Origin of the sequence: Streptomyces sp. NPDC048291 (genome assembly GCF_043201715.1) — a bacterium.
Classification (GTDB): Bacteria; Actinomycetota; Actinomycetes; order Streptomycetales; family Streptomycetaceae; genus Streptomyces.
Map to the genome: position 1 here is coordinate 416,118 of NZ_JBICZC010000009.1, position 17,220 is coordinate 433,337.

16 protein-coding genes are annotated in these 17,220 nt (G+C 72.5%); 13 read left to right on the forward strand and 3 right to left on the reverse strand.

Annotated elements, in window-relative coordinates; all coding sequences use genetic code 11:
- Window positions 1–123 precede the first annotated feature (123 nt).
- Together rpe and ACGF5O_RS25990 are read left to right on the forward strand one after the other, a co-directional pair.
- Entirely contained in the window at window positions 124–810 is a 687-nt protein-coding gene (gene rpe / locus ACGF5O_RS25985; protein ID WP_393812250.1) for a ribulose-phosphate 3-epimerase, read from the forward strand.
- A gap of 78 nt (window positions 811–888) precedes the next feature.
- Window positions 889–1,932: a sugar-binding transcriptional regulator gene (locus ACGF5O_RS25990; RefSeq protein ID WP_393812251.1), complete on the forward strand. Its 1,044-nt coding sequence runs from the start codon at window positions 889–891 to the stop codon at window positions 1,930–1,932.
- A gap of 121 nt (window positions 1,933–2,053) precedes the next feature.
- Here the strand turns inward: ACGF5O_RS25990 and ACGF5O_RS25995 are convergent, their stop codons facing one another.
- Window positions 2,054–2,644 (reverse strand): TetR/AcrR family transcriptional regulator, encoded by a 591-nt coding sequence (locus tag ACGF5O_RS25995; protein ID WP_393812252.1) that lies wholly within the window; start codon window positions 2,642–2,644, stop codon window positions 2,054–2,056.
- Between the two features lie 78 nt (window positions 2,645–2,722).
- On the reverse strand, window positions 2,723–4,033 hold the full coding sequence (locus tag ACGF5O_RS26000; protein WP_393812253.1) for an MFS transporter: 1,311 nt from the start codon (window positions 4,031–4,033) through the stop codon (window positions 2,723–2,725).
- A gap of 270 nt (window positions 4,034–4,303) precedes the next feature.
- Between ACGF5O_RS26000 and ACGF5O_RS26005 the strand changes: the two genes are divergently transcribed.
- From ACGF5O_RS26005 to ACGF5O_RS26020, 4 genes are all read left to right on the forward strand, one after another.
- A complete protein-coding gene (locus ACGF5O_RS26005; RefSeq protein ID WP_393812254.1) occupies window positions 4,304–5,275 on the forward strand; it encodes a Dyp-type peroxidase in 972 nt (323 codons plus the stop codon).
- Between the two features lies 1 nt (window position 5,276).
- Window positions 5,277–5,588, forward strand: coding sequence for a barstar family protein (locus ACGF5O_RS26010; protein ID WP_393812255.1), 312 nt, complete (start codon window positions 5,277–5,279; stop codon window positions 5,586–5,588).
- A 161-nt stretch (window positions 5,589–5,749) separates the two neighbouring features.
- Window positions 5,750–7,192, forward strand: coding sequence for a GuaB1 family IMP dehydrogenase-related protein (locus ACGF5O_RS26015; RefSeq protein ID WP_393812256.1), 1,443 nt, complete (start codon window positions 5,750–5,752; stop codon window positions 7,190–7,192).
- A gap of 102 nt (window positions 7,193–7,294) precedes the next feature.
- Window positions 7,295–7,747 (forward strand): Lrp/AsnC family transcriptional regulator, encoded by a 453-nt coding sequence (locus ACGF5O_RS26020; RefSeq protein ID WP_046726552.1) that lies wholly within the window; start codon window positions 7,295–7,297, stop codon window positions 7,745–7,747.
- A gap of 158 nt (window positions 7,748–7,905) precedes the next feature.
- Here the strand turns inward: ACGF5O_RS26020 and ACGF5O_RS26025 are convergent, their stop codons facing one another.
- Entirely contained in the window at window positions 7,906–8,646 is a 741-nt protein-coding gene (locus ACGF5O_RS26025; RefSeq protein WP_393812257.1) for a GntR family transcriptional regulator, read from the reverse strand.
- Window positions 8,647–8,883: 237 nt separating this feature from the next.
- Between ACGF5O_RS26025 and ACGF5O_RS26030 the strand changes: the two genes are divergently transcribed.
- The 7 genes from ACGF5O_RS26030 (at window position 8,884) to ACGF5O_RS26060 (ending at window position 17,216) form a co-directional block, all read left to right on the forward strand.
- Complete coding sequence (locus ACGF5O_RS26030) at window positions 8,884–10,044, forward strand: ABC transporter substrate-binding protein (RefSeq protein ID WP_393812258.1); 1,161 nt, start codon at window positions 8,884–8,886, stop codon at window positions 10,042–10,044.
- A complete protein-coding gene (locus ACGF5O_RS26035; protein WP_393812259.1) occupies window positions 10,041–10,940 on the forward strand; it encodes an ABC transporter permease in 900 nt (299 codons plus the stop codon). The genes ACGF5O_RS26030 and ACGF5O_RS26035 overlap by 4 nt, the downstream gene beginning before the upstream one ends.
- The gene (locus tag ACGF5O_RS26040; protein ID WP_393812260.1) at window positions 10,925–11,743 is read left to right on the forward strand and encodes an ABC transporter permease; all 819 of its coding nucleotides are present in this window, start codon (window positions 10,925–10,927) and stop codon (window positions 11,741–11,743) included. Before ACGF5O_RS26035 ends, ACGF5O_RS26040 begins: the two co-directional genes overlap by 16 nt.
- 6 nt (window positions 11,744–11,749) lie before the next feature.
- Entirely contained in the window at window positions 11,750–12,814 is a 1,065-nt protein-coding gene (locus ACGF5O_RS26045) for an ABC transporter ATP-binding protein (RefSeq protein ID WP_393812261.1), read from the forward strand.
- Between the two features lie 44 nt (window positions 12,815–12,858).
- Window positions 12,859–14,310, forward strand: coding sequence for an HAD-IA family hydrolase (locus ACGF5O_RS26050; RefSeq protein ID WP_393812262.1), 1,452 nt, complete (start codon window positions 12,859–12,861; stop codon window positions 14,308–14,310).
- Window positions 14,311–14,407: 97 nt separating this feature from the next.
- Entirely contained in the window at window positions 14,408–16,741 is a 2,334-nt protein-coding gene (locus ACGF5O_RS26055; protein WP_393812263.1) for a nitrate- and nitrite sensing domain-containing protein, read from the forward strand.
- The gene (locus ACGF5O_RS26060; protein ID WP_393812264.1) at window positions 16,731–17,216 is read left to right on the forward strand and encodes a roadblock/LC7 domain-containing protein; all 486 of its coding nucleotides are present in this window, start codon (window positions 16,731–16,733) and stop codon (window positions 17,214–17,216) included. Before ACGF5O_RS26055 ends, ACGF5O_RS26060 begins: the two co-directional genes overlap by 11 nt.
- Window positions 17,217–17,220 lie beyond the last annotated feature (4 nt).

A 17,220-nucleotide genomic window follows, 5' to 3' on the forward strand; every position in this document is an offset into this window, starting at 1 on the left:
GCTGGGTATTCAGGGGCGCGGGGAACTGCGCGACGAGCCCCCACCGGCCCGCGGCCGGCACTCATCCGCACCCACCCCGAACCCCACTCGGCCCACCCCGCCAGGGCATGGCACGCTTGGGGCATGGCCGTGCAGATCAACCCCAGCATCCTGTCCGCCGACTTCGCCCGCCTCGCGGACGAGGCGAAGGCGGTCGAAGGCGCCGACTGGCTCCACGTCGACGTCATGGACAACCACTTCGTCCCGAACCTCACGCTCGGCGTGCCGGTCGTAGAGTCTCTGGCCCGTGCTACGGACACCCCGCTGGACTGCCATCTGATGATCGAGGCCCCCGACCGGTGGGCGCCGCAGTACGTCGAAGCGGGTGCCTCCTCCGTCACCTTCCACGTGGAGGCCGCCGCCGCGCCCGTGCGGCTCGCGCGGGAGATCCGGGCCAAGGGCGCCCGCGCCTCCATGGCGCTCAAGCCCGCCACGCCCATCGAGCCGTACGAGGACCTGCTCCCCGAGCTGGACATGCTGCTGATCATGACGGTGGAGCCGGGATTCGGAGGTCAGGCGTTCCTCGACATCATGCTGCCGAAGATCCGCCGCACCCGGGAGCTGATCAGCAAGCACGGACTGGAGCTGTGGCTCCAGGTCGACGGTGGAGTTTCCGCGTCGACGATCGAACGGTGCGCGGACGCCGGAGCCGACGTTTTTGTGGCAGGTTCGGCGGTGTACGGGGCAAACGACCCGGCAGAGGCGGTACGTGCACTACGCACCCAGGCGGAGACGGCGACGGGCGCGGCGTCGTGGGCGTGCGACCACTGAGGTACGGGAACGTGAACGGCTCCGATCAGGGCTGATCAACTGCGCCGGATCTGCAAGGATGAACGGCGTATCCAGAGTGTGAACAGCAGTGAGGAGATGGCCGTGTCGGGTATGTCGGCGGGCCGGTCAGCCATGCGGATGGGACCCGCAGAGCTGGTGCAGGCGGCGGCCATGGCCCGCCGCTTCTACCTCGAAGGCAAGTCCAAGATCCAGATCGCCGAGGAGTTCGGCGTCAGCCGCTTCAAGGTGGCCCGGGTACTGGAGACTGCCCTCGAAAGGGATCTCGTACGCATCGAGATCCGCGTACCGGCCGAACTGGACGCCGAGCGCTCGGACGCGCTCCGTGCCCGGTACGGCCTGCGGCATGCCGTCGTGGTCGAGTCCCCGGCCGAGGCGGAGGAGACCCCGGACCCGGAGAACCTGGGTGAGGTGGCCGCGGACCTGCTCGGCGAGCTCGTCAACGAGGGGGATGTGCTCGGCCTGGCCTGGGGCCGGTCCACCATCCACATGGCGGCGGCGCTCGACCGGCTGCCGCCCTGCACGGTGGTGCAGCTGACCGGTGTGTACGACGCCGGGACCTCCGAGCGCGGCTCGGTCGAGGCCGTCCGGCGCGCCGCCCAGGTGTCGGGCGGCGACGCCCACCCGATCTACGCGCCGATGCTGCTGCCGGACGCGGCCACCGCGGCGGCGCTGCGCAACCAGACCGGGATCGCCCGGGCCTTCGAGTACTTCGACAAGGTCACGGTCGCCTGCGTCTCCATCGGCTCCTGGGAGCCCGGCATCTCCACGGTGCACGACATGCTCAGCGACGAGGAGCGCGCGCACTACGCCACGCTGGGCGTCGCCGCCGAGATGGCCGCGCACCTCTTCGACGCCGAGGGTCGCCGGGTCGGACGCGACCTGGGGGAGCGCTGCATCACGGTCAAGGCCGACCAGTTGCGCCGTGTCCCGGAGGTCGTCGCGATCGCGGGCGGACAGCGCAAGGCCGCCGCGATCGACGCGGTGCTGCGGTCGGGGCTGGTCACCAGCCTCGTCACCGACACCTCGGCTGCCGACTACCTGATGACGGCGGGCACCACTCCCAAGCCCGCGCTGAACCGCGCGGACCCGGACGGTCCCTGACCGGTGGCACGGCAGCGCCGCGGCAGCTCGGGTGACAACGCTGCCGCGGCGCTTCTGTCTTTCGGATCCGCAGAACCGCTTCGGCCGTCGGGTCCTCAGGGCCGCTTCGGCCGTCCGGTCCTCAGGGCCGCTTCGGAAGTGCCGCGTCGATCAGCACGGCGGCCGCCTCCCGGGCGACCGTGCCCGCCGACGGGTCGCGGTCCATCCGTGCGGACACCCCGCTCCCGTCGTACAGCAGGTGGAGCTGGTGGGCGAGCGCCTCGGGATGCGGGGCGCCGGCGTCCCGGGCGAGGCCGGTGAACAGCGCGCGGATCCAGGAGCGGGCGGTGTCGGAGGCCTCCTCGATGGCGCTGCCGTGCTTGGCCTCCGCGCTCGCCGCCACGAAGGCGCAGCCGTGGTAGCTCTGCTGGGCGAGCAGCTCGGCCTGTGCGTCGAAGACCGCCAGCAGCCGCTCGCGCGGGGTGCCGGCGGCGTCGACAGCGCGCAGCAGCCGCTCGGTCAGCTTGGTGTGCCGGGCGTCGAGGTAGGCGCGGATGAGCTGTTCCTTGCCGCCGAAGGTGTTGTACAGCGACGCCTTGGCGACCCCGGCGTGCTCGATGATCCGGTCGATCCCGACCGTCTGCACGCCCTCGGCGTAGAACAGCTCGTTCGCGGCCGAGAGCAGCCGCTCCCGGGCCGTGGGAGCCGCCTTGGCGCTCAACGTCTTCGTCATGCCACTCACCTTCTCGACTTCTCGCCTTCTCGACTCTACGGCTGACCAGACCGGTCTACTCAGTGGTCGGGACGGCGGTCACCGGGACGCGTCCGCGTGCTCGGCGTGGACGGCCGGGGTACCGCCGGAGGCCACCAGCACACCCGGCGCGCTCTGCGGCTTGCCGCGCAGCAGCAGGGCGGCGAGGGCCAGCAGGGCCAGGGCGATGACCACCGCGCCGTACTCCTCGGAGGTCGGGACCAGCCCGCCGCCGTGCACCACCAGCACACCGGCGAGCACGGAGGGGACCCCCATGCCGAGGTAGGAGACGACGAAGAGCAGGGACAGCACGCCCGAGCTCTCGTGCGGCCTGGTCAGCGGCATCACGGTGCGGATGCCGCCCTGGAAACCGCTGCCGAAGCCGAGGCCGGCCACGGCCGTGCCGACGAAGAACAGCACCGCGGTGCCGCGGTCCACGGCCACCAGGGTGAGTGCCACCCCGGCGACCAGCGCGGCGATGCCGGTGTACGTCACGGTGGTCGCCGAGGCGCCGCGCAGGGCGAGGACCGAGCTTGCCGCCACGAACGCCAGGACGAAGAGGCCGAGGCCGCCCCAGACGGCGGAGGTGGAGCCGACCAGGGTGCGGACCAGGGCCGGGCCGAGGGAGCCGTAGAACCCGGCCAGTGCCCAGACGGCGAACATGACCGGGGCCGTCGCCAGGACGGCGCCGCGGACGGTGCGCGGGAGCCTGATCTCGGGCACCAGGCTGGCCAGTGCGCCCGGCTTGCGGGTGACGGTCTCGTCGATCAGGGCGATGGCGACGGCCTGGGCCGCGAACACGACGAGCAGGCCGAGGTAGATCGTGTGGGTCGGGGCGGGCAGGTACTGCACGACGAATCCGCTGACCAGGGCGCCCGTCGCGGTGCCCAGACCGGGTACGAAGGCGTTCGCGAGCGTGCCGCGGGAGCGGTTGATGTCCATCATCCCGGCACCGATCGCGCCGAGCGCGGCGCCGGTGGACAGGCCCTGCACGACGCGGGCGGCGAGCAGTTCGCCGACGCCCCCGGCGGTGGAGAAGAGCAGCATCGCGGCGGCCTGGGCGGCGATCGCGGTGATCAGGACCGGGCGGCGGCCGACGTGGTCGGACAGCTTGCCGAGGACCAGCAGGCCGGAGAGGACGGCGATGGCGTAGACGCCGAAGACGACCGTGGTGGTGATCGGGGTGAATCCCCATTCGGCCTGGTAGGTCGCGTAGAGCGGGGTGGGCGCGCTGGAGGCGGCCAGGAAGGAGACGACGACGGAGGCGAGCACGTAGAACGCCGCGCGCGGCGGGATCGGCCTGCGTGCTGCCGTCGTGTGCGCGGCGCGCACAGTGCGCTCGGTTCGCTCGTGCGGTGCGAGGTGGTTCATCGGAGATCCTTCGCGAGGGCGTGGGCCGAAGAGCGTCGGTTCGGGGACCGTGGTGAGTAGACCGGTCTGTCTAACTGACCTGGTCAACATCATAGACAGGTCTGTCTATTCCGTTTGGCGAAGGAAATTTCCTGGAGAGTTTCCGGGCGATGGACCGGTGCGCCCCTGACGGTCTCGGTACCGCTGTTTGGAGCGTCTTCGTCCGATGGACGCCGTCAACCCCGAGTATGTGTACGACAGGCCGTGTGCCGATCGCATCGGGAGGACGCGTTGACCACTGAACCCCAGGCCGTGCCGGGAACCGAACCGCAGCCGGTGCTCGGTCCGTTGACCAGCGCCGCGATCTTCCTGGTGCTCACCGTCCGCCCCGGCGGCGAGGGCACGGCGCGGGAGGTGCTGGGGGATGTCCGGGCACTGCAGCGCAGTTTCGGGTTCGGGTCGCCGGACGCCGCGCTGAGCTGTGTGGTGGGGGTCGGCTCGGCTGCCTGGGACCGTCTGTTCGACCATGCGCGCCCGGCGGGACTGCACCCCTTCCGGCCGCTGGAGGGATCCCGGCACACCGCGGTCGCCACCCCCGGCGACCTCCTCCTGCACATCAGGGCCACCCGGTTCGACCTGTGCTTCGGGCTCGCCGCCGAGATCATGCACCGGCTGCGCGACGTGGTGACCGTCGAGGACGAGGTGCCGGGCTTCAGGTACCTGGACGCGCGCGACCTGCTGGGCTTCGTCGACGGCACCGAGAACCCGGTCGGCGCCGCCGCCCGCAGGGCCGTCCTGATCGGCGCCGAGGACCCCGGCCATGCCGGCGGCAGCTACGTGGTCGTGCAGAAGTACCTCCACGACCTCGACGCCTGGAACGCGCTGCCCGTCGAGACGCAGGAGCGGATCATCGGCCGGACGAAGGCCGCCAACGTCGAACTGGACGAGCCGGCCTCCCACAAGGGCCTGAACACGGTCACCGGACCGGACGGCGAGGAGCAGAAGATCCTGCGGGACAACATGCCCTTCGGCACTCCCGGCGGCGGCGAGTTCGGCACCTACTTCATCGGGTACGCCCGGACGCCCGACGTCATCGAGCAGATGCTGCGCAACATGTTCCTCGGCACCGGGGACGCCACCCACGACCGGATCCTCGACTTCTCCACCGCGGTCACCGGCACCCTCTTCTTCGTGCCCTCCGACGACTTCCTGGACGACCTGCCCGCGCTCCCCGGCACCACGACCCCGCTTGGAAGCCGCTGAGATGGCGACGAGCCCGCATCTGGTCACGCTCGACCTCGACGGGGTCGCCGACAAGGCCGGCCTGATGGACCGGATCGCCGCCGCCCTGGAGCTGCCCGGCTGGTTCGGGCGCAACTGGGACGCCCTGACCGACAGCCTCCGCGACCCCTCGGTGTGGCCGCCGGAGGCCGTCGACCGCGGGCTCCTGATCGTCGTCACCGGCTGGCAGGGATACGCGCGGAGCAGACCGGACGAGTGGGAGACCGCCCGGCAGGTGTTCGCCGACGCGTCCGCCGACGAGCCCGCGCTGACCGTCGCCCTTGCCCTCCGCTGACCTCACCGCAGCCCCTGTAGTTTCGTCCAAGCGGGCTCTGACCTGCCTGGACGTTCGTCCCGGGCATGGCGCGCCGGTCGGCATGGGAGAATGAAGTACGTGCTTTTCCCTCTGGCCGGCCGGTCCGGGGGTCACCTCTGATCGACTGGGATGTGCGGCACGTGCGATTCCTCAATGACCTCCAGCCCGCGTACGACCTGACGTACGACGACGTCTTCATGGTGCCGAGCCGCTCCGCGGTCGGTTCGCGTCAGGGCGTGGACCTCGGCTCGCCGGACGGCACGGGCACCACCATCCCGCTGGTCGTCGCCAACATGACGGCGATCGCGGGCCGCCGGATGGCCGAGACGGTGGCCCGGCGGGGCGGACTCGTCGTGATCCCGCAGGACATTCCGATCGACGTGGTCACCGATGTCATCACCTGGGTCAAGAGCCGCCACCTGGTCCTCGACACCCCGATCGTGCTGGCCCCGCACCAGACCGTCGCCGACGCGCTGGCCCTGCTGCCGAAGCGGGCGCACAACGCCGGTGTCGTCGTCGACGAGGACGGCCGCCCCGTCGGCGTCGTCACCGACCGGGACCTCACCGGCGTCGACCGGTTCACCCAGCTCGCCGAGGTCATGTCCCGCGACCTGCTGCTCCTCGACGCGGACATCGACCCCCGCGAGGCCTTCAACAAGCTGGACGGTGCCAACCGCCGCTACGCCCCGGCGGTCGACCGGGACGGCAAGCTCGCCGGCATCCTCACCCGCAAGGGCGCCCTGCGCGCCACCCTGTACAGCCCGGCGACCGACGCGCACGGCCGGCTGCGCGTCGCCGCCGCCGTCGGCATCAACGGCGACTTCGCGGACAAGGCCAAGCAGCTGCTCGACGCGGGCGTCGACACGCTCGTCATCGACACGGCGCACGGCCACCAGGAGTCGATGATCAACGCGATCAGGCTGGTCCGAGGCCTCGACCCGCAGGTCCCGATCGCGGCCGGCAACATCGTCTCCGCCGAGGGCGTCAAGGACCTCGTCGACGCGGGCGCGGACATCATCAAGGTCGGCGTGGGCCCCGGCGCCATGTGCACCACCCGCATGATGACCGGCGTCGGCCGGCCGCAGTTCTCGGCGGTCCTGGAGTGCGCCGCCGAGGCGCGGAAGTACGGCAAGCACGTGTGGGCCGACGGCGGTGTCCGGCACCCCCGTGACGTCGCCATGGCGCTGGCCGCCGGGGCGTCCAACGTGATGGTCGGCTCCTGGTTCGCGGGCACCTACGAGTCCCCGGGCGACCTCCAGCAGGACGCCGACGGGCGGCTGTACAAGGAGTCGTTCGGCATGGCCTCCGCGCGGGCGGTGCGCAACCGCACGTCCGAGGAGTCGGCCTACGACCGGGCCCGCAAGGCGCTCTTCGAGGAGGGCATCTCCACCTCCCGGATGTTCCTCGACCCGGCCCGGCCGGGGGTGGAGGACCTGATCGACTCGATCATCGCGGGGGTCCGCTCGTCCTGCACGTACGCCGGCGCGGGGTCGCTGGAGGAGTTCGCCGAGAAGGCGATCGTCGGGATCCAGAGCGCGGCTGGGTACGCGGAGGGCAAGCCGCTGCACGCGAGCTGGAGCTAGGCGCGTCCAGCCGGGCGCCGGTCCCGGGTTCGGGTCCGTGTTCTACTTCGTGTACGGCTGTCGCCGGTCCCGTCCTGCACCACCTGAAAGCTGAACGACCCCTTGCTGAACGATCTCGACGAACGCATCGTGCACGCCCTCGCCGAGGACGCCCGCCGCTCCTACGCGGACATCGGGCAACTGGTCGGCCTGTCCGCGCCCGCCGTCAAACGGCGGGTGGACCGGCTGCGCGCCACCGGAGCGATCACCGGATTCACCGTACGGGTCGACCCGGCGGCCCTCGGCTGGGAGACCGAGGGGTTCGTCGAGATCTACTGCCGGCGCAACACGTCCCCGGAGACCATCCAGCGGGGCCTGGAGCGCTACCAGGAGGTGGTGGCCGCGTCGACGGTCACCGGTGAGGCCGACGCGGTCGTGCAGGTCTTCGCCTCCGACATGCGGCACTTCGAGAGGGTGCTGGAGCGGATCGCGGGGGAGCCGTTCGTGGAGCGCACCAAGTCGGTGCTGGTGCTGTCGCCGCTGCTGCGCCGTTTCTCTTCCGGCGCGCCGGGGTGAGAGCGGCGGAGGGCTCGGGGGGTGCGGTCGTACGCCGGGTGCGGGTGGTCCGTGGCTGATCGCGCAGTTCCCCGCGCCCCTTCAGGGCGCGGTTCGGCCGCCGGCCCAGGGGCGCGGGGAACTGCGCGAACGACCCCCACCGGCCCGCACCCGCCGCCCTACTCCGCGGTCTTCCTCGCCAACGCGTTGTTCCCGATGGAGTTGTGCACACTGAAGCTCACCGCGTCCGACCGGTAGCGGTCGTCGGACCACTCCACCGGCCGCCCCTCCCGCGTCGTCGTCACGCGCCGCACCCGCAGCAGCGGGCTCGTCCGGCGGATGCCGAGCAGTTCGGCGTCCTGCGCCCCCGCCGCCACCGCGTCGATGACGTGCTCGCCGTATGCGAAGACCAACCCCTTGTCCTCGTAAAGGCGTTGCGTGACCGACGGGCAGTCGGGCTCTATCGCCTCGACTGCCGGGGAAATCCAGTCCGCGTAGACCGTGCGCTCCAGCAACACCGGCTCGCCGTCCAGTCCGCGGACCCGCAGCACATGCAACACGGGCGTACCGACGGCCAGTTGGAGGCGTACGGCGTCCTCCTGGGTGGCCGACCGGTACTCCTGGGACACCACGTGTCCCGTCGCCTCGCGGCCCATCGCCCTCGCCCACTGCGCGAAGCTGCGCAGCTCCGCGAAGCTCTGGCTGCGGCGGCTGGCCAGGACCACCCGGCGGGCGCCCTGGCGGGAACCGATCAGCCCCTCGGCGGTGAGCGCGGCGACCGCCTGGCGGACCGTGCCGCGGGAGACCCCGTACTCCGCGGCGAGCTCCGTCTCCGAGGGCAGTCGACTGCCGACGGTGTACTCCTCGCGGTCGATGGCCTGCCGCAGCTCGTCGGCGATCTCCTCGTGTCGCGCCGTCATGCTTCCCCTCTGAGTCGGCAGCTGTGCACAGCGTGATCAGCCTAATCGACGCTCCCGGGTGATTCGTGTCAGCCCGCGACCGACCAGGAGTGTGCAGGGAATTAGGGGCCAGGGTTTTTCCGCAGTTCACAGTCCCGACATCCGCAGCGGGCGTACTGTGAGCCAACTTGTTCAGACAAGTTCGCCCGGCGCCGCCCACAGCGCCACCCACCCTCGTGCGTACTCCCTGGAGAGACCGTGACCGTGTCCCTGCCGAGAACCGCCCTCCTCGGCGGCTCCCTCGCCGCCGTAGCCGCGCTTGCCCTGAGCGCCTGCGGCGCCGCCCCCGACAACGCGTCGTCCACCACCTCCGACGGCAAGAACGCCGCCACCGCCACCTCCGCCGCCGACCTCGGCGGCATGGACAAGCTGGTCGCCGCCGCCAAGAAGGAGGGCACGCTGCACATCATCGCGGTGCCCCGCGACTGGGCGAACTACGGCGCCATCATCGACGGCTTCAAGAAGAAGTACGGCATCAAGATCGAGGACGAGAGCCCCGACGGCTCCAGCCAGGACGAGATCAACGCCGTGACCTCGCGCAAGGGCCAGGACCGGGCGCCGGACGTCCTCGACCTCGGCTCCTCGTTCGCGCTGAGCGCCGCCCAGCAGGGGCTGCTCGCGCCCTACAAGGTGACCTCGTACGACGACATCGCCACCGGGCAGAAGGACCCGCAGGCCCGCTGGTACAACGACTACGGCGGCTACATCTCCATCGGCTGCGACGCGAAGCGGGTCAAGACCTGCCCGACCACCTTCGCCGACCTGCTCAAGCCGCAGTACAAGGGCCAGGTCGCCCTCAACGGCAACCCGACCAAGTCCGGTTCCGCGTTCGGCGGCGTGTACGCGGCGGCGCTCGCCAACAAGGGCTCCTTCGACGACATCCAGCCCGGCCTCGACTTCTTCGCCAAGCTGAAGAAGAACGGCAACTACACGCCGGTCGAGTCCACCCCGGCCACCGTCGAGAAGGGCGAGACGCCCATCTCCATCGACTGGGACTACCTGAACGCCGGTTACGCCGACGAGTTCAAGTCCAAGGGCGTCGACTGGAAGGTCAGCATCCCGACCGACGGCCAGTACGCGCAGTTCTACTCCCAGGCCATCAACAAGGACGCCCCGCACCCGGCGGCCGCCCGCCTGTGGCAGGAGTACCTGTACAGCACCGAAGGCCAGAACCTGTGGCTCAAGGGGTACGCGCGTCCGGTCCTGATGTCCTCGATGGAGAAGGCCGGCACGCTGGACAAGACCGCCGCCGCCAAGCTGCCCGCGGTCACCGGCACGCCCACCTTCCCGACCGAGGCCCAGCAGGACAAGGCCAAGACCGTCCTCTCGACCGGCTGGTCGAAGGCCGTCTCCGGATGACGGCCACGCTCACGCGGGCCGACGTGGCGTCCGCCGCTTCCCAGAAGCGGCGGCGCCGCGCCCCCGGCTGGCTCGCCGTCGTCCCGCTCCTCGCCTTCACGGCCGTCGCCTTCGGGCTGCCGGCCGTCGCCATGCTGAACGGCGCCTTCACGGTCAAGGACCCGGCCAGCGGGGTGAGTTCGTACACCGCGAGCAACCTCGGCAACTCGCTGCAGGGGCCGTACCTCACCGCCCTCGTGGGCAGCGTGAAACTGTCCGCGCTCTCCGCCCTCATCGCCGCCGTCCTCGGGCTGCCGCTCGCGCAGGCCGTTGTCAGCTCGCGCTCCCGGGCGCTGCGCGAGGCCGTGCTCACCGCATCCGGTGTGCTCGCCAACTTCGGCGGCGTGCCGCTGGCGTTCGCGTTCGTCGCGACCCTCGGCAACGCCGGTGTGCTCACCGTGCACCTGCACCTCACGGACCACGGCTGGGACCTGTACAGCTTCTGGGGTCTCGTCCTGGTCTACCTGTACTTCCTGATCCCGCTGATGGTCCTCACCATCACCCCGGCCCTGGACGGACTGCGCACCCAGTGGCGCGAGGCCGCGCTCAACAACGGTGCCACCGGCGTGCAGTACTGGCGGTTCGTGGCCCTGCCCGTGCTCGCGCCCTCGCTGCTCGGCGGGCTCGTACTGCTCTTCGGCAGCGCCTTCGCCGCCTACGCCACCGCCGCCGCGATGGTCGGCAGCGCGGTCCCGCTGGTCACCCTGCAGATCGCCGACGCCCTCTCCGGCAACGTCCTGGTCGGCCAGGAGAACGTGGCCCTCGCCCTCAGCCTGGACATGGTGCTGGTGGCGGGCGTGGTGATGGCCGTGTACCTGCCCCTGCAACGACGGAGCGCCCGATGGCTCGACGCCTGACCCCCTGGCGCTGGGCCGTCCTCGGCCTCGCCGCCCTCTACTTCCTGGTCCCGCTGGGCGCCTCCGTCGTCTTCACGGTCGACGTGCCCGGCCAGGGCGTCACCTTCGACGCCTACAGCCAGATCCTGTCCGCCGACGGGTTCACCTCCAGCCTGCTGCTCTCCCTTGAGCTGGCCGTCGCCACCATCGCCGTCGTGCTGCTGCTGATGGTGCCGGCCGTGGTCGCGCTGCGGCTGAGCGCGCCCCGGCTGCGCCCGGTGGTCGAGATCGTCTGCTCGCTGCCGCTGGTGGTGCCGCCGATCGCGTTCGTCGCCGGCATCGTGACCGTGCTCAAGTGGGGTCCGGACTATCTGTCCAAGACCCCGCTGTTCGAGACGTTCGTCGCCGTCCAGAACCCGACCTTCCCGGTCGTCCTGGTCCTCGCCTACGTCGTGATGGCGCTGCCCTTCGTCTACCGGGCACTGGACGCCGGGCTGCGCGCGATCGACGTGCGCACCCTGGTCGAGGCCGCCCGCAGCTGCGGCGCCAACTGGCCGCAGGCGCTCGTCCGGGCCGTGCTGCCCAACCTGCGCGGGGCGCTGCTGAACGCCTCCTTCCTCACCCTGGCCCTCGTGCTCGGCGAGTTCACCGTCGCCCGGTTGCTGGGCTACCAGCCCTTCGCCGTGTGGATCTACAACGTCGGCGGCTCCCAGGCCCAGATGTCCGTCGCCGTATCCGTGCTCAGTCTCCTGGTGACCTGGGCCCTGCTCCTCGCGCTCGCCGGTGCCGGCGGCCGTGACCGAACCGCTTCCTCCCGGGGATGACACACCATGACCACCGCCACCCTTGAGAAGGCCGCGACCGTCGAATTCCGGTCGCTGCGGCGCGAGTTCGGCGCCACCGTCGCCCTCGACGGACTCGATCTGACCGTGCGGCCGGGGGAGTTCCTGGCCCTGCTCGGCCCGTCCGGCTGCGGCAAGACCACCGCGCTGCGCATGCTCGCCGGCTTCGAACACCCCGACTCCGGCGCCGTTCTGGTGGACGGCGAGGACGTCACCCACGTCCCGGCCCACCGCCGTGACGCCGGGATGGTCTTCCAGTCGTACAGCCTCTTCCCGCATCTGAACGCCGTCGACAACGTGGCCTTCGGGCTGCGGATGCGCAAGGTGCGCACGAGTGAACGGCGCGCCCGTGCGGCCGAGTTGCTGGACCTGGTCGGGCTCGGCGACAAGGCGGAGCGGTTCCCGCACCAGCTCTCCGGCGGCCAGCAGCAGCGCATCGCCCTCGCCCGCGCGCTCGCCCTGCGGCCCCGCGTGCTCCTCCTCGACGAGCCGCTGTCGGCCCTCGACGCCAAGGTCCGGCTGTCGCTCCGCGAGGAGATCCGCCGGCTCCAGCAGGAACTCGGGATCACCACCCTCTTCGTGACGCACGATCAGGAGGAGGCGCTGTCCATCGCCGACCGGGTCGCCGTGATGCGCGCCGGGCAGCTCGAACAGTGCGCCGAACCCGCCGAGTTGTACGGCCGTCCGGCCACCGCCTTCGTCGCCGAGTTCGTCGGCACGATGAGCCGGATCCCGGGGACGGTCGCGGACGGCACCGTCGAGGTGCTCGGACAGCGGCTGCCGGTCGACGGACAGGCGCCGGGCGCGGGCGAGGCCGACGTGCTCGTGCGGCCCGAGGCGGTCCAGGTGCGCGGCGACGGCGCCGGTACGGCCACCGTCGTCGCCACCGCCTTCCTGGGCGCGGTCGTCCGGGTCACCGTACGGCTCGCCGACGGCACCGAGGCCAAGGCCGACCTGCCCGCCCACGACGCCGCCGCCCTGGGCGCCGGATCCGCCGTGACCGTGTCCCTGCCCGAGCGGCCGGTGCTCGTGGCACCGCGCGTCCAGAAGTAACGCTTCCCGAAGTCCCGCCCCCCCACGTGAGGAATGACAACAACGTGACCCCCCACCCACGACTCCCGCTCCAGGCCGTCCTGTTCGACATGGACGGCACGCTCGTCGACACCGAGCGACTGTGGTGGGAGGCGGTGGAACAGGTCGCCGGGCGGCCGCTCACCGAGGCCGACGAGCCGGAGGTGCTCGGCCGGCCGGTGGAGCACACCGCCGGCTGGCTCGCCGCCGGCACGGGCCGGCCGGCCGCGGAGCTCGCGGCCGTACTGCACCGGGAGTTCGCGGACCGCGTCCGCACCGGCATCGTGCCCCGCCCCGGCGCCCTCGACCTGCTGGACGCGCTGGCCGCGGCCGGCGTCCCCACCGCCCTGGTCACCGCGTCCCCACGCGCGGTCGCCGACCTCGTCCTCGACGCCCTCGGACCCGGCCGGTTCGCCGCCTCCGTCACCGCCGACGACACCGACCGCACCAAGCCCGCCCCCGACCCGTACCTGGCCGCCTGCCACGCCCTCGGCGTCGACCCGGCCCGCTGCGTCGCCGTGGAGGACACCGAGACCGGGGTCGCCTCCGCCGAGGCCGCCGGCTGTGCCGTCCTGGCCGTGCCCTCGCTCGCCCCGATCGGCGGCGCGCCCGGCCGGACCGTCCGTGACACGCTGGTCGGGGTCACCCCGAAGGAGCTGAGCGAGATGGCCGTACCGGAACTGCGGGTGATGTCCTGGAACCTGTGGCTCGGCGGCAGCCCGGTCGACGACCACCGGGCCAAGCAGCTCAAGGCGGTCCTGGACGCGGGCGCGGACGTCGTCGGCCTCCAGGAGACCGCCGGGACCGGCGCCCGGGAACTCGCCGAGGTCCTCGGCTGGCACCACCACACCGCGGGCGAGAACCTCGGGATCATCAGCCGGTACCCGATCACCGCCCGCCTCGGCGACCCGGACGTCGGCTTCTACGGCGCCGCCGGGGTGCGGATCGCCGTCCGCCCCGGCCGCGAGGTCGAGATCTGGACCGCGCACCTGCACTACACGCCGTACGGGCCCTACGAGTTCCACTTCGACGGGCTCGGGGCGGACGAGTTGATCGCCCACGAGGGCGTGCGGCTCGGGCAGATGAGGGAGGCGCTGCGGCGGATCGGGGACACCGACGTGCCCGTGGTGCTGGTCGGCGACTTCAACTGCCCGTCCCACCTGGACTGGCCGGCGGTCGAGTGGCCGGTGACGAAGGCCGCGGAGGAGGCCGGGTTCCGCGACTCCTACCGCGAGGCGCACCCGGACCCGGCCGACGCGCCCGGCCACACCTGGTCGCCGATCCATCCCGTCCACGAGGACGGCAGCGGGCGGCCCGAACCCCAGGACCGGATCGACTACGTGCTGCACAGGGGGCTGCGCGTGCTCGACTCCCGGACCCGGGTCACCGGCACCCCGGCGCCCTGGCCCGAAGTGGCGGGCAACGACTGGCCGTCCGACCACGCGGCCGTCGTCACCACGTTCGCCGTCGAGCCTTAACCGGGGGTTACCCGCGGCAACCATTGCGGCCGGGGTGGCGATCCCGTAAGTTGTGCGGGCCTCCCCCCTACTCACTGGTAACACCGGTAGGTAACCCATGCGCTGGCCCGGCCGACCCACCACCGTCCGCACCCGGATCGTGGCGCTCGCGCTCGCCCCGGTCGTCGCACTGACGGCCCTGTGGAGCTTCGCCATGGTGTCCGTCACCGGCGAACTGCGCGCGCTGATCCGGCTCCAGGGGGTGTACGACGACTTCGGCACCCCCGTCGACACCGCCGTCGGGCAGATCCAGCTCGAACGGCGGCTGTCGGCGGCCTACCTGGGCGCTCGCCTGGACACGGCGACTGCCGCCGACCTGCTCGCCCAGCAGCGGCGCACCGACCGGGCCGTGGCCGCGATGCGGGACGCGGTCCGGGACGGCGACCGCGGGCGCCTCGGCGACCGGCAGCGGGAGGCGCTCGACGCGATGGTCACCGCCACCGGCGGGCTGGAGAAGCTGCGCGGGCAGGTGCTGTCCCGGAAGATCTCCTGGGACCGCGCCGTCACCGGCTACAGCGCCCTGGTGGAGCCCGGCTTCGACGTCGAGTCCGCCCTCACCGCCCTCCAGGCCGGACAGCTGGCCCGGGAGTCCCAGGTCGTCGTCGAGCTGGTGCGGGTAAGGGAGTTCGTCTCCCGCGAGGACGCCCTGGTCGCCGGGGCACGGGCCGCCGGACGGCTCACCGGCGCGCAGTACCGCACCCTCACCGCGACCATCGAGGACCGGCGGGTCTTCCAGCGGACCTACGTCCCCGACCTGCCGTCGGACTCGCGGGCCCTGTTCGAGACGTTCCAGCGCGGCGCGCTGTACCGGTCGCTGGTGAGCGGCGAGGACGCGCTGCTGCGGGCGGGCCCGGACCGGGCCGGTGCGGCCGTCGCCGCGGACACCTGGCGGTCGACCACCGACCGGGCCGTCAAGCAGTACATGCTGCTGTGCACGCACTCCGCCGAGAACTCCGGTGCCCGCGGACGTGCCTTCGCCTACCGGGAGTTGGCCAAGGCGGCCGTCGTCGGCGCGGCCGGGCTCGCGGCGGTGGGCCTGTCGCTCTGGTTCGCGGTGCGCGGGGCGCGCCGCATCTCGCGCCGCCTGGAGCTCCTGCGGGACGCGGCCGACCTGCTGACCGCGCGCCAACTGCCCGCCCTCATGGAGCGGTTGAGCGCAGGTGAGGACGTGGACGCGGTCACCGAGGCGCCGCCGCTGGCCGCCGGGGAGGCCGGCGACGACGAGATCGGGGACGTCGGCCGCTCGTTCAACCGGGCCCGGCTGGCCGCCGTCGAGGCCGCGATCAAGCAGGCCACCCTGCGGCGGGGCCTGTTCGCGGTCCTCCTCAACATCGCCCGCCGCAACCAGGCGCTCGTCCACCGCCAGCTGAAACTCGTCGACACACTGGAACGGCGCACCGACGACCCGGCCGTCCTGGGCGAGCTGTTCCGCATCGACCACCTCACCACCCGGATGCGCCGGCACGCGGAGAGCCTGATCATCCTCTCCGGCGCGACCCCCGGACGGCGCTGGCGGCGGCCCGTGCCGGTCGCCGACGTGGTGTCCTCGGCGGTCGGCGAGATCGAGGACTACCCGCGGGTCGTGGTGCCGCCGATGCCCGGGGTGGGCGTGGCCGCGGACGCCGTCGCCGACGTCGTGCACCTGCTCGCCGAGCTCCTGGAGAACGCCACGGTGTTCTCGCCGCCGCACACCCAGGTGACCCTGCGCACCGGCCGGGTCGGCCACGGCTTCACCCTGGAGATCGACGACCGGGGCCTCGGCCTCGACGCGGACCAGCTCTCCGCGGCCCGCCGCACCCTCACCGACCCCGACGCCTTCGACCCCACCCGCCACGACCGCCTCGGCCTCTACGTCGTGGGCCGCCTGGCCGCCCGGCACGGCATCGAGGTGACCCTGCGCGCGTCGCCGTACGGGGGGACCACGGCGGTGGTCCTGCTGCCTGCGGCGGTGCTGGCCGAGGCGGAGCCGGCGGACGGCCGAGGGGACGGCGAGCGAGGCGGAGGGGACGGCGAGCGAGGCGGACGGTCGTCGTCCGTGGCGGAACGAGGGCGGTCGTCGGCGGCGGAGGAACCGGGGCACCGGCCCGCGTCGGCGGTCGGTGTGCTGTCGCCGTCCGTGCCGGACCGTCCGGGCCGCCGGACCGATACCTCCGCCCCGGGCACGGAGCCGCCGCCCCCGGCCCTGCCCACCCGCACCCGCCAGGCCTCCCTCGCCCCGGAGCTGCGCACGGAGCAGGCCCTGGGCGAGGCGCGGGACCTGGACGCCGACGAGATGCGGGCGGTCTTCGGAGCCTTCCAGCGCGGCCTGGACCGGGGGCGCAGAGGACTGCCGAGCGGCCCCGAGGAGCCGAACCACACCGAGGAAGGGACCCGTGCCGACGATGACCAGTGACGACCAGCCCCAGCCGCCCGAGCCGGCCACCGCCTCGGCAGCCGGTGCCGGCTCACGGCCCCCCGCCGGCCAGGAGCCCGCCGCCCGGCCCGGCAGCGACCTCGGCTGGCTGCTCGACGACCTCGTCGCCCGGACCGACCACGTCCGGCAGGCCGTGCTGCTCACCGCCGACGGGCTGCCGCTCAGCCACTCCGAGGGGATGCGGCGACGGGACATCGAGCACCTCGCGGCCGTCTGCTCCGGCTTCCACAGCCTGGCCCGCTCCGCGGGGGACCGGTTCGGCGCCGGGGAGGTGCGGCAGACCATGGTGATGCTCGACGACGCCTACCTCTTCGTCACCCCGGCCGGGCACGGCAGCCGCCTCGCCGTGCTCAGCGACGTCCGCACCGACGTGGGCCAGCTCGCACACGAGATGGCCCTGCTCGTCCGCCGCCTCGGCCGGCACCTCGACGCCACCGCCCGTTCGGCCCCCTGACCCT

What these genes read in the sequence shown, in the direction of transcription:
- rpe (WP_393812250.1), top strand. Translation starts at nt 124, where the DNA reads ATGGCCGTGCAGATCAACCCCAGCATCCTGTCCGCCGACTTCGCCCGC.
- ACGF5O_RS25995 (WP_393812252.1), bottom strand. Translation starts at nt 2,644, where the DNA reads ATGACGAAGACGTTGAGCGCCAAGGCGGCTCCCACGGCCCGGGAGCGG.
- ACGF5O_RS26000 (WP_393812253.1), bottom strand. Translation starts at nt 4,033, where the DNA reads ATGAACCACCTCGCACCGCACGAGCGAACCGAGCGCACTGTGCGCGCC.
- ACGF5O_RS26010 (WP_393812255.1), top strand. Translation starts at nt 5,277, where the DNA reads ATGGCGACGAGCCCGCATCTGGTCACGCTCGACCTCGACGGGGTCGCC.
- ACGF5O_RS26025 (WP_393812257.1), bottom strand. Translation starts at nt 8,646, where the DNA reads ATGACGGCGCGACACGAGGAGATCGCCGACGAGCTGCGGCAGGCCATC.
- ACGF5O_RS26035 (WP_393812259.1), top strand. Translation starts at nt 10,041, where the DNA reads ATGACGGCCACGCTCACGCGGGCCGACGTGGCGTCCGCCGCTTCCCAG.
- ACGF5O_RS26040 (WP_393812260.1), top strand. Translation starts at nt 10,925, where the DNA reads ATGGCTCGACGCCTGACCCCCTGGCGCTGGGCCGTCCTCGGCCTCGCC.
- ACGF5O_RS26045 (WP_393812261.1), top strand. Translation starts at nt 11,750, where the DNA reads ATGACCACCGCCACCCTTGAGAAGGCCGCGACCGTCGAATTCCGGTCG.
- ACGF5O_RS26055 (WP_393812263.1), top strand. Translation starts at nt 14,408, where the DNA reads ATGCGCTGGCCCGGCCGACCCACCACCGTCCGCACCCGGATCGTGGCG.
- ACGF5O_RS26060 (WP_393812264.1), top strand. Translation starts at nt 16,731, where the DNA reads ATGACCAGTGACGACCAGCCCCAGCCGCCCGAGCCGGCCACCGCCTCG.